Annotated in this window: 18 protein-coding genes; 17 read left to right on the top strand and 1 reads right to left on the bottom strand. The window is 44.4% G+C overall.

The window, feature by feature from the left end; genetic code table 11:
- The first annotated feature begins 23 nt into the window (after positions 1-23).
- From ilvC to yihA, 11 genes are all read left to right on the top strand, one after another.
- Entirely contained in the window at positions 24-1052 is a 1029-nt protein-coding gene (ilvC, locus tag EFK13_RS14370; protein WP_129508003.1) for a ketol-acid reductoisomerase, read from the top strand.
- Positions 1039-2595 carry a 2-isopropylmalate synthase gene (locus tag EFK13_RS14365; RefSeq protein WP_129508004.1) on the top strand — a complete coding sequence of 519 codons (1557 nt, stop codon included), beginning with the start codon at positions 1039-1041 and terminating at the stop codon, positions 2593-2595. The genes ilvC and EFK13_RS14365 overlap by 14 nt, the downstream gene beginning before the upstream one ends.
- 20 nt (positions 2596-2615) lie before the next feature.
- Positions 2616-3713, top strand: coding sequence for a 3-isopropylmalate dehydrogenase (gene leuB / locus EFK13_RS14360; protein WP_129508005.1), 1098 nt, complete (start codon positions 2616-2618; stop codon positions 3711-3713).
- Between the two features lie 51 nt (positions 3714-3764).
- A complete protein-coding gene (gene leuC, locus EFK13_RS14355; RefSeq protein ID WP_129508006.1) occupies positions 3765-5183 on the top strand; it encodes a 3-isopropylmalate dehydratase large subunit in 1419 nt (472 codons plus the stop codon).
- Positions 5184-5195: 12 nt separating this feature from the next.
- Positions 5196-5795 carry a 3-isopropylmalate dehydratase small subunit gene (leuD, locus tag EFK13_RS14350; protein WP_129508007.1) on the top strand — a complete coding sequence of 200 codons (600 nt, stop codon included), beginning with the start codon at positions 5196-5198 and terminating at the stop codon, positions 5793-5795.
- Between the two features lie 117 nt (positions 5796-5912).
- Complete coding sequence (gene ddcA / locus EFK13_RS14345) at positions 5913-6917, top strand: DNA damage checkpoint antagonist DdcA (protein WP_129508008.1); 1005 nt, start codon at positions 5913-5915, stop codon at positions 6915-6917.
- A gap of 227 nt (positions 6918-7144) precedes the next feature.
- Positions 7145-8419 (top strand): trigger factor, encoded by a 1275-nt coding sequence (tig, locus tag EFK13_RS14340; RefSeq protein WP_075747975.1) that lies wholly within the window; start codon positions 7145-7147, stop codon positions 8417-8419.
- A 271-nt stretch (positions 8420-8690) separates the two neighbouring features.
- Positions 8691-9953, top strand: coding sequence for an ATP-dependent protease ATP-binding subunit ClpX (gene clpX, locus EFK13_RS14335; RefSeq protein WP_129508009.1), 1263 nt, complete (start codon positions 8691-8693; stop codon positions 9951-9953).
- Positions 9954-10105: 152 nt separating this feature from the next.
- Positions 10106-11764, top strand: a complete 1659-nt coding sequence (lonB, locus tag EFK13_RS14330) for an ATP-dependent protease LonB (protein ID WP_129508010.1) — start codon at positions 10106-10108, stop codon at positions 11762-11764.
- Positions 11765-11944: 180 nt separating this feature from the next.
- Complete coding sequence (gene lon / locus EFK13_RS14325) at positions 11945-14269, top strand: endopeptidase La (protein ID WP_129508011.1); 2325 nt, start codon at positions 11945-11947, stop codon at positions 14267-14269.
- Entirely contained in the window at positions 14266-14853 is a 588-nt protein-coding gene (yihA, locus tag EFK13_RS14320; RefSeq protein WP_014114673.1) for a ribosome biogenesis GTP-binding protein YihA/YsxC, read from the top strand. Before lon ends, yihA begins: the two co-directional genes overlap by 4 nt.
- Positions 14854-15082: 229 nt before the next feature.
- Here yihA and EFK13_RS14315 read toward each other — a convergent pair whose 3' ends face one another.
- On the bottom strand, positions 15083-15580 hold the full coding sequence (locus EFK13_RS14315; protein ID WP_129508012.1) for a hypothetical protein: 498 nt from the start codon (positions 15578-15580) through the stop codon (positions 15083-15085).
- Positions 15581-15809: 229 nt separating this feature from the next.
- Here EFK13_RS14315 and hemA point away from each other — a divergent pair, with 229 nt between their 5' ends.
- From hemA to hemL, 6 genes are read left to right on the top strand one after another with little or no spacing between them, the layout of a single operon-like run.
- A complete protein-coding gene (gene hemA, locus EFK13_RS14310) occupies positions 15810-17177 on the top strand; it encodes a glutamyl-tRNA reductase (RefSeq protein WP_129508013.1) in 1368 nt (455 codons plus the stop codon).
- Positions 17178-17184: 7 nt separating this feature from the next.
- Positions 17185-18015 (top strand): cytochrome c biogenesis protein, encoded by an 831-nt coding sequence (locus tag EFK13_RS14305; RefSeq protein WP_003222575.1) that lies wholly within the window; start codon positions 17185-17187, stop codon positions 18013-18015.
- Positions 18016-18051: 36 nt separating this feature from the next.
- Complete coding sequence (gene hemC / locus EFK13_RS14300) at positions 18052-18993, top strand: hydroxymethylbilane synthase (protein ID WP_129508014.1); 942 nt, start codon at positions 18052-18054, stop codon at positions 18991-18993.
- Entirely contained in the window at positions 18983-19771 is a 789-nt protein-coding gene (hemD, locus tag EFK13_RS14295) for a uroporphyrinogen-III synthase (protein WP_129508015.1), read from the top strand. The genes hemC and hemD overlap by 11 nt, the downstream gene beginning before the upstream one ends.
- Positions 19768-20742 (top strand): porphobilinogen synthase, encoded by a 975-nt coding sequence (gene hemB, locus EFK13_RS14290; RefSeq protein WP_064814425.1) that lies wholly within the window; start codon positions 19768-19770, stop codon positions 20740-20742. Before hemD ends, hemB begins: the two co-directional genes overlap by 4 nt.
- A 29-nt stretch (positions 20743-20771) precedes the next feature.
- Positions 20772-22064 carry a glutamate-1-semialdehyde 2,1-aminomutase gene (gene hemL / locus EFK13_RS14285; protein ID WP_129508016.1) on the top strand — a complete coding sequence of 431 codons (1293 nt, stop codon included), beginning with the start codon at positions 20772-20774 and terminating at the stop codon, positions 22062-22064.
- The last annotated feature ends 103 nt before the right edge of the window (positions 22065-22167 follow it).

Genomic DNA, 22167 nt, shown 5'->3' with positions numbered 1-22167 from the left:
AACATAACAAGGGAGAGATTGAAATGGTAAAAGTATATTATAACGGTGATATCAAAGAGAACGTATTGGCTGGAAAAACAGTAGCGGTTATCGGGTACGGTTCGCAAGGTCACGCACATGCCTTGAACCTTAAAGAAAGCGGAGTTGACGTGATCGTCGGTGTTAGACAAGGAAGATCTTTCACTCAGGCACAAGAAGACGGACATAAAGTATTTTCAGTAAAAGAAGCGGCAGCGCAAGCCGAAATCATCATGGTTCTGCTTCCGGATGAACAGCAGCAAAAAGTTTACGAAGCTGAAATTAAAGATGAATTGACTGCTGGAAAATCATTAGTATTCGCTCACGGATTTAACGTTCATTTCCATCAAATTGTTCCTCCGGCGGATGTCGATGTATTCTTGGTAGCGCCTAAAGGCCCGGGACACTTAGTTAGAAGAACATACGAGCAAGGAGCTGGCGTACCGGCATTGTTCGCGATCTATCAAGATGTGACTGGTGAAGCGAGAGACAAAGCCCTTGCATATGCAAAAGGAATCGGCGGCGCAAGAGCGGGCGTTTTGGAAACGACATTTAAAGAAGAAACAGAAACAGATTTGTTCGGTGAGCAAGCAGTTCTTTGCGGAGGATTAAGCGCCCTTGTCAAAGCTGGATTTGAAACATTAACTGAAGCGGGTTATCAGCCTGAACTTGCATACTTCGAGTGTCTTCACGAGCTGAAATTAATCGTAGACCTTATGTACGAAGAAGGACTAGCGGGCATGAGATATTCAATCTCTGACACAGCACAGTGGGGAGATTTCGTATCAGGCCCTCGCGTTGTAGACGCTAAAGTAAAAGAATCTATGAAAGAAGTATTAAAAGATATTCAAAACGGCACATTCGCAAAAGAGTGGATCGTCGAAAACCAAGTAAACCGTCCTCGTTTCAACGCCATCAATGCGAGCGAAAACGAACATCAAATCGAAGTGGTGGGAAGAAAGCTTCGTGAAATGATGCCGTTTGTGAAACAAGGCAAGAAGAAGGAAGCGGTGGTCTCCGTTGCGCAAAATTAATTTTTTCGATACGACGCTTCGTGATGGTGAACAGTCCCCTGGCGTGAACTTAAATACACAGGAGAAACTTGCCATAGCAAAGCAGCTCGAAAGACTCGGGGCAGATATCATTGAAGCGGGGTTTCCCGCTTCGTCCCGAGGTGACTTTTTAGCTGTTCAGGAAATCGCAAGAACCATTAAAAATAGCTCAGTGACCGGTCTAGCCCGTTGTGTAAAAGGTGATATTGATGCTGCTTGGGAAGCGTTAAAGGACGGTGCTCAACCGAGAATTCACGTATTTATCGCCACATCGGACATTCATTTGAAACACAAGCTGAAAATGACTCGTGAGCAAGTGATTGAGAGAGCGGTTGAAATGGTGAAATACGCAAAAGAGCGTTTTCCGGTTGTGCAATGGTCAGCTGAAGATGCCTGCCGCACTGAACTGCCGTTTTTAGCGGAAATCGTCGAGAAAGTCATCGACGCAGGCGCCAGTGTTATTAATCTTCCGGACACGGTCGGCTACCTGGCCCCGGCGGAATACGGAAATATTTTTAAATATATGAAGGAAAACGTTTCGAACATTCAGCAAGCAAAGCTGTCGGCCCACTGTCATGATGATTTAGGAATGGCGGTCGCAAACTCTCTTGCTGCGATTGAAAATGGCGCTGATCAAATTGAATGTGCTGTGAACGGAATCGGTGAAAGAGCCGGAAACGCGGCATTAGAGGAAATTGCCGTTGCCCTTCATATTAGAAAAGATTTCTACCAAGTCGAAACAGGCATTACATTGAACGAGATTAAGCGAACAAGCGATTTAGTAAGCAAGCTGACAGGCATGGCTGTTCCGCGCAACAAAGCGATTGTGGGCGATAATGCATTTGCTCATGAATCAGGCATCCATCAGGACGGCTTCTTAAAAGAAAAATCGACTTATGAAATTATTTCACCGGAGCTTGTCGGTGTAACAGCAGATGCGCTTGTCCTGGGTAAACATTCCGGACGCCACGCATTTAAAGACCGGCTGACTGCTTTAGGATTCCAATTTGATAATGAAGAGATTAATAAATTCTTTACGATGTTCAAAGAATTGACTGAGAAGAAAAAAGAAATCACTGATGAGGATCTTGTTTCTCTTATTTTAGAAGAAAAAGTAACAGACCGCAAGATTGGGTATGAATTTCTTTCCCTGCAAGTGCATTACGGAACAAGTCAGGTTCCTACGGCTACACTTTCTTTGAAAAATCAAGAAAACGCAGAGCTTATTCAGGAAGCGGCAACTGGAGCCGGAAGCGTGGAAGCGATCTACAATACGCTTGAGCGCTGCATCGATAAAGACGTGGAGCTCTTGGACTACCGCATTCAGTCCAACAGAAAAGGCGAGGACGCATTTGCCCAGGTGTATGTCAGAGTTTTGGTGAACGGAAAAGAATCAGCAGGGCGGGGCATAGCGCAAGACGTATTAGAAGCTTCAGCGAAAGCCTATTTGAACGCAGTCAACCGTCAATTGGTTTTCCAATCAAATATGAGCGGACTTAAAAACCATACAGCTGTCGGATCATAATAGAAAGGAGAACGGTTAACTTGAAGAAACGTATTGCTCTATTGCCCGGAGACGGGATCGGCCCTGAAGTATTAGAATCAGCGACAGACGTCCTGAAAAGTGTTGCCGAACGCTTTAACCATGAATTTGATTTTGAATATGGCTTGATTGGAGGGGCGGCGATTGACAAACATAACAACCCCCTCCCAGAGGAAACCGTTGCCGCTTGTAAAAATGCGGACGCTATATTGCTTGGCGCTGTCGGCGGACCGAAATGGGATCAAAATCCTTCCGAGCTGAGACCGGAAAAAGGGCTGCTCAGCATCAGAAAACAGCTTGATCTGTTTGCGAATTTGCGGCCTGTGAAGGTGTTTGAAAGCCTTTCTGACGCTTCACCTTTGAAAAAAGAATATATAGACAACGTTGATTTCGTTATCGTTCGTGAGCTGACAGGCGGCTTGTATTTCGGCCAGCCGAGTAAACGCTATGTAAACACTGAAGGTGAGCAGGAAGCTGTAGACACACTGTTTTATAAGCGGACGGAAATTGAACGCGTAATCAGAGAGGGCTTTAAAATGGCGGCAGCCAGAAACGGCAAAGTGACCTCTGTTGACAAAGCGAACGTTCTTGAATCAAGCAGACTGTGGCGTGAAGTGGCTGAGGACGTTGCAAAAGAGTTTCCTGATGTGAAGCTGGAGCACATGCTTGTGGATAACGCAGCCATGCAGCTGATTTATGCACCGAATCAATTTGATGTCGTGGTGACTGAAAACATGTTCGGTGATATTTTAAGCGATGAAGCATCCATGCTGACAGGGTCACTCGGAATGCTTCCGTCAGCCAGCCTATCAAGCTCAGGCCTCCATCTGTTTGAGCCTGTTCATGGCTCCGCGCCTGACATAGCCGGTAAAGGGATGGCAAATCCGTTCGCGGCCATATTGTCAGCGGCAATGCTTTTGAGAACATCTTTCGGGCTTGAAGAGGAAGCGAAAGCTGTAGAAGATGCGGTTAACAAAGTCTTGATTTCTGGAAAAAGAACAAGAGACTTGGCACGTGGCGAAGAGTTCAGCAGCACTCAGGCCATTACAGAGGAAGTTAAGGCAGCAATAATGAGTGAAAATATAATTTCTAATGTGTGACAGCTTACGTTAAAGCGGTCTTAGTTCATAGGTAGAGGGAGGAAATAAAAGATGATGCCTCGAACAATCATCGAAAAGATTTGGGATCAGCATATTGTAAAACATGGTGAGGGAAAACCCGATCTTCTCTATATAGATTTGCATCTTATCCATGAGGTGACGTCTCCTCAGGCATTTGAGGGATTAAGACAAAAGGGAAGGAAGGTCAGAAGACCGCAAAACACATTTGCGACAATGGACCATAACATCCCGACCGTCAATCGTTTTGAGATAAAGGATGAAGTGGCGAAACGTCAAGTGACGGCGCTTGAACGGAATTGCGAAGAATTTGGCGTGCGCCTTGCCGATCTTCACAGTGTGGATCAAGGGATTGTCCACGTCGTCGGCCCTGAACTGGGTTTGACTCTTCCAGGGAAAACGATTGTATGCGGCGACAGCCATACATCAACCCATGGCGCGTTCGGCGCCCTTGCGTTCGGAATCGGGACGAGTGAAGTTGAACATGTCCTATCCACACAGACACTTTGGCAGCAACGTCCGAAAACACTTGAAGTGCGCGTAGACGGAACGCTTCAAAAAGGGGTAACGGCAAAGGATGTCATTCTTGCTGTCATCGGCAAATACGGAGTGAAATTCGGCACTGGCTACGTCATTGAATACACTGGGGAAGTATTCAGAAATATGACGATGGATGAACGGATGACTGTTTGCAATATGTCAATAGAGGCAGGGGCAAGAGCTGGTTTGATTGCACCTGACGAGGTGACATTTGAATATTGCAAAAACCGCAAGTACACGCCAAAAGAAGAAGAATTTGATAAGGCCGTAGAGGAATGGAAGGCGTTGCGTACAGATCCGGGCGCTGTTTATGATAAATCTATCGTTCTTGACGGCAACGACATTTCTCCTATGGTGACATGGGGCATCAACCCGGGAATGGTTCTTCCTGTCGATTCTGAAGTTCCAGCGCCGGAAAGCTTTTCCGCAGAAGATGACAAAAAAGAAGCCATTCGCGCTTATGAATATATGGGGCTGACCCCTCATCAAAAAATTGAAGACATTAAAGTGGAGCACGTATTTATCGGTTCCTGCACAAATTCTCGCATGACTGACCTTCGCCAGGCTGCCGATATGATCAAAGGGAAGAAGGTGGCAGACAGTGTAAGAGCCATCGTCGTTCCCGGATCTCAAAGCGTGAAGCTTCAGGCGGAAAAAGAAGGACTTGACCAGATTTTTCTGGAAGCTGGATTTGAATGGAGAGAGTCAGGCTGCAGCATGTGTTTGAGCATGAATAATGACGTTGTTCCTGAGGGAGAGCGCTGTGCGTCAACCTCTAACCGCAACTTCGAGGGCAGACAAGGAAAAGGTGCAAGAACACATCTCGTCAGCCCGGCAATGGCTGCAATGGCAGCCATTCACGGACACTTCATTGATGTCCGAAAGTTTTATCAGGAAAAAACAGTTGTGTAAGGAGTGCGCGAGATGGAACCTTTGAAAACACATACGGGGAAAGCGGCCGTATTAAATCGAATCAATGTTGACACAGACCAGATTATCCCTAAACAATTTTTGAAAAGGATTGAAAGAACAGGCTACGGGCGTTTTGCATTCTTTGACTGGAGATATGATGCGAACGGTGAACCGAACCCTGAATTCGAATTGAACCAGCCTGCTTATCAAGGCGCTTCCATTTTAATAGCAGGAGAAAACTTCGGCTGCGGGTCATCACGTGAGCACGCTCCGTGGGCGCTTGATGATTATGGGATTAAAATTATCATTGCGCCGTCCTTTGCTGATATTTTCCACCAGAACTGCTTTAAAAACGGTATGCTGCCGATCCGCATGCCATATGACAATTGGAAAAAGCTTGTCAGCCAGTATGAAAATCAGGCATTGCAAATGACTGTAGACCTTGAAAACCAGCTGATTCATGACAGTGAAGGTAATCACATTTCATTCGAAGTTGATCCGCATTGGAAAGAGATGCTGATCAACGGCTATGATGAAATTTCATTAACCCTTTTACTTGAAGATGAAATCAAGCAATTTGAATCACAAAGAAGCTCATGGCTTCAAGCCTAAAAAAGCGGCCGGCATTTGTCCGGAGGCTTTTTTGCCTTGTGAAACCTTTCATTTCTTGTGTTTGTTCACAGGTGTTGATACACTTGAACAAAATAAATGCCTGAAAGGAATATAGGTATGACGCATGACAAGAAGAACGCAAAAATTATTCCTTTTCCTCATTTGAAAGACCGTCTTGTGGAAAAAGGGATGTCATCACTAAAGGAAAAAAAGTATCAAGAAGCGCTGGAAATGTTTTCAGAAGCTATGAAATATGATGATACTGAATCTGATCTTCACTTAGGGATGGCTATCTGCTTTTTAGAGCTGGGCGAATTGGAAGAGGCAAAAAGCGTGTGCGAGAAGATGCTCAAAGAAGGCTATGGCCATTATTTTACCGTTTTGCAGGTGTACATGACCATCTTAATTCAGCTCAAAAAATACGAAGAAGTCAAAAGCACCATTGAAGCCGTTTTGGAAGAAAATCAACTGCCTGCTGAAAGTGCCGAACAATTTTATAAGCTGCTTGATTTCAGCCGGAAAATGACTGATCCGGAACGTGAGGACGAGGCATGGGCCGAGGAATATGAGGATACGATTGATACTGAGAAAGTGCTGGCAAGCCCAGAGGAGCAAATGAATTTGATTCATTCCTTAAAAGACCGCAACGTAGCGAAGTATACAGGTCTGCTCAAAACCATCCTTCAAGACCCCTCGGCTCACCCGATTATCAAAACGATGATTGTTATGCTTCTGGCGGAGCACGAGTACAGCAAACCTGTGCACATTACTAAATTTGGCGAGTCTTTGACAATAGAACCGTCTGAGATTGTCCCGCCTGACGCAGCTCCGATTTTGCACCGTGTTCTCCGGGTGCTGGATGAGACGCTTGGAAATGAAAATCCGACCCTATATGCGGCAGTAGAAGAACTGTGGAGAAGACATTTGTACGTTTTATATCCGTTCCAGCCGAAATTGCTGTCTGCAGATCTTTGGGCGGCCGCCTTGCATAAAGTCGGCTACGAGATGCACGGGATCGAAATTGAAAGAGAAGAACTTCACATGATGTATGAGTTTATCGACAAAGAACTCGATGAAGCGTGCACAATGATAAAAGATATTGAAGAAATTTCTTATTTGTAAATCGCGCCATATAGTTGAAAGCGCTATGTGTTATGTTATAATATAATGGTTGTATTTGTGTATAACGGGTTATAAGAAATACGGTTGGACAGGCTTTGCAGTTCATTATTAACATCTATACATAATGATTCTGATCTTTGGCAGCTTTGTTTTTGTTGGACGAAGCCGAATGATTGCTTTAGAATGGAAGACCGACACAACCTGAATAGATTTTTGGAGGGAAACACATGTCTGTAAAATGGGAAAAACAAGAAGGCAACGAAGGCGTTTTAACGGTTGAAGTTGATGCTGAAACGTTTAAAACAGCACTTGATGATGCATTTAAAAAAGTAGTAAAACAAGTTTCAATTCCTGGATTCCGTAAAGGTAAAATTCCTCGCGGATTATTCGAACAGCGCTTTGGCGTAGAAGCTCTTTACCAAGATGCTTTGGATATTCTTCTTCCTGTAGAATACCCTAAAGCGGTTGAAGAAGCTGGAATCGAGCCTGTAGACCGTCCTGAAATCGATGTTGAAAAAATCGAAAAAGGCGAAAGCTTAATCTTCACTGCGAAAGTAACAGTAAAACCTGAAGTGAAACTTGGCGACTACAAAGGCTTAGGCATTGAAAAAGACGACACTGCTGTAACTGACGAAGATGTTCAAAACGAACTAAAAGCGCTTCAAGAGCGTCAAGCTGAGCTTGTTGTAAAAGAAGAAGGCGCTGTTGAAGAAGGAAACACAGTTGTTCTTGATTTCGAAGGATTCGTTGACGGCGAAGCATTCGAAGGCGGAAAAGCTGAAAACTACTCTCTAGAAGTAGGTTCTGGTTCATTCATCCCTGGCTTCGAAGATCAATTAGTTGGCCTTGAAGCAGGTGCTGAGAAGGATGTTGAAGTGACATTCCCTGAAGAGTACCACGCTGAAGATCTTGCAGGCAAACCAGCTGTGTTCAAAGTGAAAATTCACGAAATCAAAGCGAAAGAGCTTCCTGAGCTTGACGATGAATTCGCTAAAGATATCGATGAAGAAGTGGAAACACTCGCTGAATTAACTGAGAAAACTAAGAAACGTTTAGAAGAAGCGAAAGAAAACGAAGCTGACGCTAAATTGCGTGAAGAGCTTGTTCTGAAAGCTTCTGAAAATGCTGAAATCGATGTACCGCAAGCAATGGTTGACACTGAGCTTGACCGCATGCTGAAAGAATTCGAACAGCGTCTGCAAATGCAAGGCATGAACCTTGAGCTTTACACTCAATTCTCAGGCCAAGATGAAGCTGCGTTAAAAGAGCAAATGAAAGAAGATGCTCAAAAACGCGTAAAATCTAACCTGACTCTTGAGGCGATTGCGAAAGCGGAAAACCTTGAAGTTTCAGATGAGGAAGTTGATGCTGAGCTTACTAAAATGGCTGAAGCATACAACATGCCTGTTGAAAATATTAAACAAGCCATCGGTTCTACTGACGCGATGAAAGAAGATTTAAAAGTTCGCAAAGCAATTGATTTTCTTGTAGAAAACCGTTAATATGGTGCATAATAATAGTAATAAAAAAACAGGGCGCGAATCATTCGTGCCTTGTTTTGTACAATTATGATTTATCTCTTTTTCTTGGGGCAAGATAGTTAATGCAGGGCAGTTTTGTGTCATACATATAGAATGTGCAAGTCAGAAACACATTGTTACCGTCTTTTTGGAAAGTATGGTAAAATGCAATACATACTCGTTCGTTTCAAGAATCATTTTCTTTTGCTCTGCCGGTAAAAGAAAAAGTGAGACAAGATTAAGGGGTGAAAGAATGTTTAAATTTAACGAGGAAAAAGGACAATTAAAATGCTCGTTCTGTGGAAAAACACAAGATCAGGTTCGTAAGCTTGTAGCTGGACCTGGTGTATATATATGTGACGAATGTATCGAACTCTGCACTGAAATTGTAGAGGAAGAGCTCGGAACAGAAGAAGAAGTAGAATTTAAAGACGTACCGAAGCCTCAGGAAATTCGCGAAATTCTGAATGAATATGTCATCGGCCAGGATCAAGCGAAGAAATCACTCGCTGTTGCTGTGTATAACCACTATAAGCGCATTAACTCCAACAGCAAAGTTGATGATGTTGAACTTTCAAAAAGTAATATTTCATTAATCGGTCCTACAGGAAGCGGTAAAACCCTTCTGGCGCAAACATTGGCTCGCATTTTAAATGTGCCGTTTGCGATTGCGGACGCTACGTCTTTGACTGAAGCTGGATACGTGGGTGAAGATGTAGAGAATATTCTCTTGAAGCTCATCCAAGCTGCTGATTATGATGTGGAAAAAGCCGAAAAAGGCATTATCTATATTGATGAAATCGATAAAGTGGCCAGAAAATCAGAAAACCCGTCTATTACACGTGACGTGTCAGGTGAAGGTGTACAGCAGGCATTGCTTAAAATTCTTGAGGGTACAGTGGCAAGCGTGCCGCCTCAAGGAGGACGTAAGCATCCTCATCAAGAGTTCATTCAAATTGACACAACAAATATTTTATTCATTTGCGGCGGTGCTTTCGATGGTATCGAACAAATCATCAAACGCCGTTTAGGCCAAAAAGTAATTGGTTTTGGCTCCGACAATAAAGCCGCTGATCTTGAGAAAGAAGACCTTCTTTCAAAAGTGCTTCCTGAAGACTTGCTCCGCTTCGGGTTAATTCCTGAATTTATCGGACGTCTTCCGGTTATTGCAAGCCTTGAAAAACTTGACGAGGAAGCGTTGGTTGCGATCTTAACAAAACCGAAAAACGCTCTTGTTAAGCAATTCAAGAAAATGCTTGAACTTGACAACGTTGAGCTTGAGTTTGAAGAAGAAGCGCTTTCTGAAATTGCTAAAAAAGCAATTGAACGCAAGACAGGAGCGCGCGGACTCCGTTCTATCATTGAAGGCATCATGCTTGATGTGATGTTTGAGCTGCCTTCCCGAGATGACATTGAAAAATGTGTGATTACCGGGGCAACTGTGACACACGGAGAGCCTCCTCGCCTCTTATTAAAAGACGGCACTGAGGTAAGCCAAGATAAAACATCTGCATAAAGATAAGCACAAACCTCCTGAGTGGTGACATTCAGGAGGTTTTTTGTTATGCAAACTCTTTTAGAAAAACGTTTATTACCGTCTTCTGTGGGAGATACTAGCAATCAGAGGAATGAATTGGATACATAAATTGTTTTTCAGGAGGGACCATCATGAGTTGGACAGGGATCGCGTTATTTATTCAGCTGTTTTTTGGGATTATCATTGGTTTGTATTTTTGGAATTTGCTTAAAAATCAAAGGACACAAAAGGTCACGATAGATAAGGAATCAAAGAAGGAAATGGAGCAGCTTCGGAAAATGCGCGCTATCAGCTTGTCCGAGCCGTTATCTGAAAAAGTCCGCCCCAAAAGCTTTCAAGATATCGTCGGACAGGAAGACGGCATTAAAGCATTAAAGGCCGCTTTGTGCGGGCCGAATCCTCAGCATGTCATTGTCTATGGACCTCCGGGCGTCGGGAAAACAGCTGCTGCACGGCTTGTGTTAGAGGAAGCGAAAAAGCATAAACAATCACCGTTTAAAGAGCAGGCTGTTTTTGTGGAACTTGATGCGACAACAGCTCGTTTTGATGAAAGAGGAATTGCCGATCCGCTTATCGGCTCTGTCCATGACCCGATATACCAAGGGGCCGGAGCAATGGGACAGGCCGGGATTCCGCAGCCGAAGCAGGGAGCCGTCACCCATGCCCATGGCGGTGTGCTGTTTATTGATGAAATAGGGGAGCTGCATCCGATTCAAATGAATAAAATGCTGAAGGTGCTTGAGGACAGAAAAGTCTTTTTAGACAGTGCGTATTACAGCGAGGAAAATACACAAATCCCAAATCATATTCACGATATTTTTCAAAATGGACTGCCGGCTGATTTTCGCCTCATTGGCGCGACGACAAGAATGCCGAACGAAATTCCGCCAGCCATCCGTTCCCGCTGTTTAGAGGTGTTTTTCCGTGAGCTTGAAAAGGATGAGCTGAAAACCGTTGCCAAAACAGCAGCGGACAAAATTGAAAAAAACATTTCTGATGAAGGGCTGGATCTATTGACCAGTTATACACGGAACGGGCGCGAGTCTGTTAATATGATTCAAATCGCCGCGGGGATGGCGGTAACAGAGAATCGGAAAGACATTACGATAGAGGATATTGAATGGGTCATTCATTCCAGCCAGCTTACTCCGAAGCACGAGCAGAAAATCGGTGCGGAACCGCAAGTCGGCATTGTAAATGGGCTTGCAGTATATGGACCTAACAGCGGATCGCTTCTGGAAATCGAAGTGAGTGTAACCCCTGCTCAGGATAAAGGCTCCATAAATATTACAGGAATAGCTGAAGAAGAAAGCATCGGCAGCCAATCAAAATCAATCCGGCGAAAAAGCATGGCGAAGGGTTCGGTTGAAAACGTGTTAACGGTGCTCCGGACAATGGGAATGAAGCCGTCTGATTATGATATTCACATCAATTTCCCAGGAGGAATTCCAATTGACGGACCATCGGCAGGCATCGCAATGGCAGCGGGAATTTTCTCGGCGATTCACAAAATCCCTATTGACAATACCGTTGCCATGACGGGCGAAATCAGCCTGAACGGTCTTGTCAAACCCATCGGAGGCGTCATTCCGAAAATTAAAGCAGCCAAGCAGTCCGGTGCGAAAAAAGTGATTATTCCATACGAAAATCAGCAATCGATCTTAAAGCAGATCGACGGAATCACGATTGTTGCAGTGAAGACGTTCCAGGAAGTGCTTGATGAAATTTTAGTGAATCCGCCAACGGAACAAAAACCGTTTCATATTGAAATCAATAAAGAATCCGTTTAAACCCTATTTTTATAATAGGGTTTTTTTCATGAAGGACATCTTTTCCTTTTTCATATCAGAAAGAAAGGGTATACTACGAGGAGACTGTTTTATAGAAAATGGAACCATGCCGTTTATTGTACAAGGATGAAAAAGTTGTATTATAATGGTTCATACTAAAGTCACGGAGGTGTCAGTCACATGGCAGAAGAATTAAAACGCAGCATCCCGCTCCTCCCTTTAAGAGGTTTATTAGTGTACCCGACGATGGTTTTGCATTTAGATGTAGGACGTGACAAGTCGGTTCAGGCCCTTGAACAGGCAATGATGCATGATCATATGATATTTTTAGCCACTCAGCAGGATATTTCGATAGACGAACCTGGTGAAGACGAGATTTTTACTGTCGGCACCTATACAAAAATTAAGCAAATGCTGAAGCTTCCGAACGGTACGATTCGTGTGTTGGTTGAGGGTCTCAAGCGTGCCCAAATCGTAAAATACAACGAGCATGAGGATTACACGTCGGTCGACATTCAACTCATTCATGAAGATGATTCAAAAGATACAGAAGACGAAGCATTGATGCGGACTTTGCTAGACCACTTTGATCAGTACATAAAAATTTCTAAAAAGATCTCGGCCGAAACATACGCCGCGGTTACTGATATCGAAGAGCCAGGGAGAATGGCAGACATCGTTGCTTCTCACCTGCCCCTTAAACTGAAGGATAAGCAGGATATTTTAGAAACAGCGGATGTCAAAGACAGGCTGAACAAGGTCATTGATTTTATCAATAATGAAAAAGAAGTGCTTGAGATTGAGAAAAAAATCGGCCAGCGCGTTAAACGTTCGATGGAGCGTACGCAGAAGGAATACTACCTTCGTGAACAGATGAAGGCGATCCAAAAAGAGCTTGGCGATAAAGAAGGCAAAACAGGTGAAGTTCAGACGCTGACGGAAAAAATCGAAGAAGCAGGCATGCCTGAACATGTGAAGGAAACCGCGCTTAAGGAATTGAACAGATACGAAAAAATTCCGTCAAGTTCTGCGGAAAGCTCTGTGATCCGCAACTATATTGACTGGCTGATCGCACTCCCATGGACGGATGAGACAGATGATAAGCTTGATTTGAAAGAGGCAGGACGTCTATTGGACGAAGAGCATCACGGACTTGAAAAAGTGAAAGAGCGTATCTTAGAGTATTTAGCGGTGCAAAAGCTGACTAAATCCTTGAAAGGCCCGATTCTTTGCTTGGCAGGACCTCCAGGTGTCGGGAAAACGTCTTTAGCCAAATCAATTGCAAAGAGCTTGGGGCGGAAATTCGTCAGAATCTCACTCGGCGGAGTGCGTGACGAATCAGAGATCCGCGGACACAGACGGACCTATGTCGGAGCGATGCCTGGACGCATTATTCAAGGCATGAAAAAAGCCGGCAAGCTGAATCCGGTCTTCTTATTGGACGAAATTGACAAAATGTCATCTGACTTTAGAGGCGACCCGTCATCTGCTATGCTTGAAGTGCTTGATCCAGAGCAAAACAGCACTTTCAGTGATCACTATATTGAAGAAACCTTTGATTTATCAAAAGTGCTGTTTATCGCAACGGCAAACAATTTGGCCACGATTCCGGGTCCGCTCAGAGACAGAATGGAAATTATTAATATTGCGGGTTACACAGAAGTAGAAAAACTCGAAATCGTGAAAGACCACCTGCTTCCGAGGCAAATCACGGAACACGGGCTGAAGAAAAGCAACCTGCAGCTCCGTGATCAGGCGATTCTTGATATTATCCGCTACTATACGAGAGAAGCGGGTGTGAGAAGTCTTGAACGCCAGCTTGCCGCGATTTGCCGTAAGGCCGCAAAAGCCATTGTCGCTGAAGAGCGAAAACGGATTACGGTCACTGAGAAGAACCTTCAAGACTTTATCGGAAAACGCATTTTCAGATACGGACAAGCTGAAACAGAAGATCAGGTTGGTGTAGTGACAGGGCTTGCCTATACAACCGTCGGCGGAGATACGCTGTCGATTGAAGTATCACTTTCTCCGGGGAAAGGGAAATTGATCCTGACAGGAAAGCTCGGAGATGTAATGAGAGAGTCGGCTCAGGCCGCATTCAGCTATGTGCGTTCAAAAACAGAAGAACTTGGCATTGAACCTGACTTTCATGAGAAGTATGATATTCATATACATGTACCTGAGGGTGCGGTGCCTAAAGATGGTCCGTCAGCCGGCATTACGATGGCGACAGCGCTTGTTTCTGCTTTAACAGGACGTGCGGTTTCGCGTGAAGTCGGCATGACTGGGGAAATCACGCTTCGCGGACGCGTGCTGCCAATCGGCGGATTGAAGGAAAAAGCGCTGGGTGCGCATAGAGCGGGATTAACGACCATTATTGCGCCTAAAGAGAATGAAAAAGATATAGAGGATATTCCAGAAAGCGTCAGAGAGGGGCTGACATTTATATTGGCGTCCCACTTAGACGAAGTTTTGGAACATGCCTTAGTAGGAGAGAAAAAATGAAAGTCACAAAGTCAGAAATCGTGATCAGTGCAGTTAAGCCGGAACAGTACCCTGAGGGCGGGCTTCCGGAAATTGCGCTGGCCGGAAGATCGAACGTGGGAAAATCGTCTTTTATCAATTCATTAATCAATCGCAAAAATCTTGCGAGAACATCATCAAAACCGGGAAAAACACAGACGCTCAATTTCTACATTATCAACGATGAGCTGCATTTTGTTGATGTACCGGGTTATGGTTTTGCCAAAGTGTCAAAGTCTGAGCGTGAAGCTTGGGGCAGAATGATTGAAACCTACATCACGACACGCGAGGAATTGAAAGCAGTGGTGCAAATCGTTGATTTGCGGCATGCGCCGTCTAATGATGATGTGCAGATGTATGAATTCTTAAAGTATTACGGCATTCCTGTTATTATAATCGCTACAAAAGCGGATAAGATCCCGAAAGGAAAATGGGACAAACACGCGAAGGTTGTCCGACAGACATTAAATATTGATCCGGAAGACGAGCTGATTCTCTTCTCCTCTGAAACGAAGAAGGGGAAAGATGAAGCTTGGGGAGCGATCAAAAAAATGATAAACCGGTAGAGAATACTCTCTGCCGGTTTTAAATTGTTGAAAAATCCTAAAATGATTTCAGTTTTAGGATTTTGTCATCTTTTTTCAGCGCGATTGAAAACCTTTGAAGTCTAGGAAAGGCGAGCATTGGAGCGGAGCGAATGTTCTAATTCGTGAGCACCAACGCGCAGGCTTGACAACGAATGCGAGGGTTTGTCAACACGCTGAACCGGTAGAGAATACTCTCTGCCGGTTTTATTTATCGTATAGATTTTTTTCGTTTTATCAATAATAACAATAAACTGGTTCCAATAAAGACAAACGGCCAATACTCTTTTAGAAGCGCTGTTGGAATATGTGCAGACTCAAGCCACGCCATAATTTGTTTGAAAAAGTACAAAAACAGGGAAAAACAAATCATCGACACAGCTTCATATACATATTCTTTTTTCTGAACGGTTGAAACCAAGAGTGAGAAACCGATCATAAAGAGGAGCATTTCAAAATCATCCGGCCACCATTCCCATTTCGGCTTTGCAAAAAAGTGCAAGCCGATGCCAAAAAGAAGCAAGCCGATAAAAAAATGGGGTGTAACGGCTTCTTTTTTTCCTTGATAGACAAAGGCTGCGCCTAACAGCATGAAGAGAACAGGCCATTGATCCTGCCCCGAAAACAGTTCGGCTTGGCCGCTTTCAAGCCATGCGTATACCGAAGCGGCAAGCAGCAGACAAGGGAATAAAATTGATTTTTGTTTCATGCATATCACCTTCTTGTTTTTTAGAGCTGATGTGTAGTAAATTTCTGCTGTTTTTGGTATTGTCAATAGGAATGCTTCTTTTCAATGAAGCTTTTTCTAATATAGCATAAGAATTTTAAAATCTGTTCACATTTTGTGAAAGAATCTATGTTATAATTATTATAAATAATGAATTCTATGTTAGAATGATTATAAATAAAGATTGGGTGCTGGGGGTGTAATTAAAGCGATGCATATACTTGTTGTGGGAGTAGATTATAAGTCCGCCCCTATTGAGATACGTGAAAAAGTAAGCTTTCAGCCGAATGAGCTGGCTGAAGCGATGGTGAAGCTGAAAGAAGAGAAAAGCATTCTTGAAAACATCATCGTCTCAACCTGCAACCGTACCGAAATTTATGCGGTAGTCGACCAGCTTCATACCGGCCGTTATTATATAAAGAAGTTTTTAGCTGATTGGTTTCAATTAAGCAAAGAAGAGTTGTCGCCGTTTTTAACTTTTTACGAAAGCGACGCGGCTGTTGAGCATTTATTCCGTGTAGCCTGCGGGCTTGATTCTATGGTGATTGGCGAAACGCAGATTCTCGGCCAGGTGCGTGACAGCTTTAAAACAGCTCAGCAAGAAAAAACGATCGGGACTATTTTTAATGAGTTGTTTAAGCAGGCCGTTACAGTAGGCAAACGGACACACGCCGAAACAGACATTGGCTCAAATGCAGTGTCAGTAAGCTATGCTGCGGTTGAACTTGCTAAAAAAATCTTCGGAAACCTTTCAAGCAAGCACATTTTGATTCTCGGAGCGGGAAAAATGGGCGAGCTTGCAGCGGAAAACCTGCACGGACAGGGAATTGGCAAGGTCACAGTCATTAACCGAACATACTTGAAAGCGAAGGAGCTTGCAGACCGTTTCTCCGGTGAAGCGAGAAGCTTGAATCAGCTTGAAAGCGCGCTTGCGGAGGCTGATATTTTAATCAGTTCAACCGGTGCAAGTGATTTTGTCGTGTCTAAAGGGATGATGGAAAAAGCGAATAAGCTTCGCAAGGGACGTCCGCTATTTATGGTGGACATTGCCGTGCCTCGAGATCTTGATCCTGCGCTGAATGATATTGAAGGTGTTTTTCTTTATGACATCGACGATTTGGAAGGCATTGTAGAAGCGAACATGAAAGAGCGCAGAGAAACCGCTGAAAAAGTTGAATTGTTAATTGAAGAGACCATTGTGGAGTTTAAACAATGGCTGAATACACTTGGTGTTGTGCCGGTGATTTCCGCATTGCGAGAAAAGGCGCTTGCCATCCAGTCAGAAACGATGGAAAGCATTGAGCGGAAGCTGCCTCACTTGAGCACAAGAGAGAAAAAACTATTGAACAAACACACTAAAAGCATTATTAATCAAATGCTGCGCGATCCGATATTAAAGGTGAAAGAGCTTGCGGCAGATGCTGATTCTGAAGAAAAGCTGGCCTTGTTTATGCAGATTTTTGATATTGAAGAAGCTGCGGGCCGTCAAATGATAAAAACTGTTGAAAGCAGCCAAAAGGTCCATTCTTTTAAGAAGGCTGAATCAAAAGCGGGCTTTGCCCCACTTGTAAGTGAGTGAAAGCTGAATGATTGATACTGCAATGGCAAGACTTAATGAGGGGACAATCGTCATTTACGCATTAAGTGTACTCTTTTATTTTATAGATTTTCTTCAACACAACCGGAAGGCTGGAAAAATGGCCTTCTGGTTGCTTTCTATTGTCTGGACCCTGCAAACCGTGTATTTGGCCTATTTTATGTGGGTGACGGGGCGGTTTCCGGTATTAAATGTGACGGAGGCCCTTTATTTTTACGCCTGGGTGCTTGTCACGCTGTCACTTGTACTGACAAAGCTTTTACGAGTTGACTTTATCGTGTTTTTTACAAATGTAATAGGATTTTCTATGATTGCCATTCACACATTTTCACCGACAGAGCAGCAGTCAGCCGCTTTTTCAGGGCAGCTTGTATCTGAACTTTTGGTGATTCATATCACAATGGCGATTCTTTCATACGGCGCTTTTTCCCTTTCTTTCGTTTTTTCTGTGCTGTATATGTTTCAATATCATCTGCTGAAAAAGAAAAAGTGGGGAAAATGGCTGTTGAGAATAGAAGATTTGTCTAAGCTTGATTATATGGCCTATGTTCTGAATGTCATCGGGGTCCCGATGCTGCTGCTGAGCTTGATTCTCGGCGTCATTTGGGCGTATGTCTCACTAGAAACGCTGTATTGGTTCGACGCCAAAGTGCTTGGTTCGTTTGTCGTCCTGCTGCTGTACAGCTATTATCTTTATATCAGGCTGATTAAAGAGCTGCAAGGAAAGGTCGCTGCACTGTGGAATACGGCTTGTTTTCTCGTGCTGATGATCAATTATTTCCTGCTTGGAAGCCTGTCGCAATTCCATTGGTTCAGTTAAATGATGTCCCAAGCAGATTCGGGAGGAAAGAAAACGATGAGAACAATAAAAGTAGGTTCCAGACGGAGCAAACTCGCTATGACTCAAACAAAATGGGTCATTCAAAAACTGAAGGAAATCAATCCTTCGTTTGCCTTTGAAATCAAAGAAATCGTGACAAAGGGTGATCGGATCGTCGATGTTACGCTCTCAAAAGTGGGCGGAAAAGGGCTGTTTGTCAAAGAGATTGAACAAGCGCTATTAAACGAAGACATTGATATGGCGGTGCACAGCATGAAGGATATGCCTGCTGTTTTGCCTGAAGGTCTTGTGATCGGCTGTATTCCTGAACGGGAAGACCCTCGTGATGCCCTTATTTCAAAGGATCGCGTAAAGCTTTCAGAAATGAAGGAAGGCGCTGTCATCGGCACAAGCAGTTTAAGAAGAAGCGCCCAGCTTTTGATTGAGCGTCCTGACATTACAATTAAATGGATCAGGGGTAATATAGATACGAGACTTCAAAAGCTGGAAACTGAGGATTATGACGCGATTATTTTAGCAGCTGCCGGCCTTTCCAGAATGGGCTGGAAGCAGGACGTTGTAACCGAATTCCTTGAGCCTGAGCGCTGTTTGCCTGCTGTGGGCCAGGGAGCACTGGCAATTGAGTGCCGAGAATCGGATGAAGAGCTATTGGCGTTATTTTCTCAGTTTACAGATGAATATACAAAACGGACCGTGTTGGCGGAACGTGCTTATTTAAACGCGATGGAGGGCGGCTGCCAGGTTCCGATCGCAGGCTACTCAGTGTTAAACGGGCAGGATGAAATTGAATTGACAGGGCTTGTCGCTTCCCCTGACGGCAAAATCATTTTTAAAGAAACTGTCACCGGAAACGATCCGGAGGAAGTTGGAAAGCGCTGTGCCGCTCTTATGGCTGATAAAGGAGCCAAAGAATTAATTGATCGTGTAAAACGGGAGCTTGTTGAGGATGGAAAATGATTTTCCGCTGAAAGGAAAAACAGTGCTTGTCACCCGGAATAAGGCGCAGGCAAAATCGTTTCAGCAAAAAGTGGAGGCACTTGGCGGAAAAGCGGTTTTGACCTCTTTGATTACGTTTCGCCGCGCTTTGCCGAATGGTGCTGCTAAACAGGTGAAAGAGGACCTTGCCGCGCCTGGCTGGCTTGTTTTTACAAGTGTGAACGGAGCAGACTTCTTTTTTTCTTATCTAAAGGAAAATCAGCTTATTCTTCCTGCGCATAAAAAAATTGCGGCTGTCGGTGAAAAAACCGCCCGCCGCTTGAAAACGCATAGTGTATCGGTTGATGTGATGCCTAAGGATTATATCGCTGAACAATTGGCGGAGGCCCTTAAACAGCATGCTGAACCGGCGGAACGGATTACAGTGGTTAAAGGCAATTTGTCACGGGATGTAATGAAACAAGAACTTGTCCCGCTTGGTTTTGAAGTGAAGGAATGGGTTGTCTACGAAACGATTCCGGATGAAGAAGGCATCGAGGCACTGAAAGAGGCTGCGGGCCAATATTCATTTGACTATGTGACCTTTACGAGCTCATCAACCGTACATACGTTTATGCATGTCTTGGGAGAAGAATTGAAAAAGTGGCAGGCGAACAGGTCAGCCTGTATCAGCATCGGACCTTTAACAAGAGACGCCCTGCTGTCGTACGGCATTACATCGCATACGCCTGATACATTTACAATAGATGGCATGCTTGAGTTAATGTGCAGCATGTCAAGAGAGGATGAGAGAATATGAGTCAATCATTTAACAGACACCGCCGCCTGCGGTCATCAAAAGCAATGAGAGAGATGGTGAAGGAAACACGTTTGCATCCATCTGATTTTATTTATCCGATTTTTGTCGTTGAAGGGCTTGAAGGAAAAAAAGCTGTTCCGTCAATGCCTGATGTTTACCATGTATCGTTAGATCTATTGAAGGATGAAGTGGAAGAGCTGGTCAAACTGGGCATTCAATCAGTCATCGTGTTCGGAATCCCGGAAGAAAAAGATGATTGCGGAACCCAAGCGTACCATGATCACGGCATCGTTCAAAAAGCCATCACGGAAATTAAAAAACACTTCCCTGAGATGGTTGTTGTCGCTGATACGTGCTTATGCGAATATACAGACCACGGCCATTGCGGACTAGTCAAAGACGGGATCATTCTCAATGATGAATCGCTGGAGCTTTTGGCGCAAACAGCTGTCAGCCAAGCGAAGGCAGGTGCGGATATCATTGCGCCTTCTAACATGATGGACGGATTCGTTACGGCCATCAGAGAAGCCCTTGATAAAGAAGGGTTTATCAATATCCCGATCATGTCTTACGCTGTGAAATATTCAAGTGAGTTTTACGGTCCTTTCCGTGATGCAGCAAACAGCACGCCGCAATTCGGAGACCGCAAAACATATCAGATGGACCCTGCCAACCGTATGGAAGCACTCCGTGAAGCACAATCAGATGTCGAGGAAGGCGCGGACTTTTTGATTGTCAAACCTTCACTTTCATATATGGATATCATGCGTGACGTAAAAAATGAGTTTACTTTGCCGCTCGTCGCTTATAATGTAAGCGGAGAGTATTCAATGGTGAAGGCTGCAGCGCAGAACGGCTGGATTAAAGAAAAAGAAATCGTGTTAGAGATTTTGACAAGCATGAAGCGCGCAGGTGCCGACCTGATTATTACGTATCATGCCAAAGACGCAGCGAAATGGCTTGCGGAGTAATTTTATTCAGTTGACAGGAGTTGAGGCAGATGAGAAGCTATCAAAAATCAAAAGCGGCTTTTAAAGAAGCGCAAAAACTCATGCCGGGCGGTGTGAACAGTCCCGTTCGCGCCTTTAAATCAGTAGACATGGACCCGATTTTTATGGAGCGCGGAAAAGGCTCAAAAATCTTTGATATTGACGGAAATGAATATATTGACTACGTCTTGTCATGGGGGCCTTTAATTTTAGGGCATACAAATGACCGCGTCGTAGAGAGCCTCAAAAAAGTGGCTGAATACGGGACAAGCTTCGGTGCTCCGACTGAAGTGGAAAATGAACTGGCAAAGCTCGTTATTGATCGTGTGCCATCTGTAGAAATTGTGCGAATGGTCAGCTCCGGAACAGAGGCTACAATGAGTGCCCTCCGTTTGGCAAGAGGTTACACGGGCCGCAACAAGATTTTAAAATTTGAGGGCTGCTACCACGGACACGGAGATTCCCTTTTGATTAAAGCAGGTTCAGGAGTGGCCACTCTCGGTCTGCCTGACAGCCCGGGTGTGCCTGAAGGCATTGCGAAAAACACCATTACCGTTCCGTATAATGATTTAGAAAGTGTAAAGCTTGCTTTTCAGCAATTTGGTGAAGACATTGCGGGTGTGATTGTAGAGCCGGTTGCCGGAAATATGGGAGTTGTTCCGCCGCAAGAAGGCTTCCTGCAAGGTCTGCGTGATATCACTGAGCAATACGGTTCACTGCTTATTTTTGATGAAGTAATGACAGGCTTCCGGGTCGATTATAACTGTGCTCAAGGCTATTTTGGCGTAACGCCTGATCTCACTTGTTTAGGAAAAGTGATCGGGGGCGGACTTCCTGTGGGCGCTTATGGCGGCAAGGCTGAAATCATGGAGCAGATCGCTCCGAGCGGTCCGATCTATCAGGCAGGCACATTGTCAGGCAACCCGCTTGCGATGACAGCTGGCTTAGAAACATTGAAGCAGCTGACACCTGAATCCTACAAGAATTTCATCAAAAAAGGCGACAGACTGGAAGAAGGCATTTCAAAAGCGGCCGAGGCTCACGGCATTCCGCATACCTTTAACCGCGCAGGTTCAATGATCGGTTTCTTCTTTACAAACGAACCTGTCATCAATTATGAAACAGCCAAATCATCCGATTTGAAGCTGTTTGCTAACTACTATAAAGGGATGGCGAATGAAGGTGTATTCCTTCCGCCGTCACAATTCGAAGGCCTTTTCCTTTCGACGGCTCATACTGATGAAGATATTGAAAAAACAATCCAGGCAGCTGAGAAAGTATTCGCTGAGATCAGCCGCGGATAAGAGTGAAAAACCGGTATCAAGGACATCCTTGTACCGGTTTTTTCTGTGCTCTCCCACTCATATTTTCCCCAGTTCATACATACACCTTTAGTGACATCTAATT

Source organism: Bacillus cabrialesii (assembly GCF_004124315.2).
Taxonomy (GTDB): domain Bacteria; phylum Bacillota; class Bacilli; order Bacillales; family Bacillaceae; genus Bacillus; species Bacillus cabrialesii.
The sequence above is the reverse complement of the archived record's forward strand: the minus strand, read 5'-3'. Positions and strand labels throughout refer to the sequence as shown.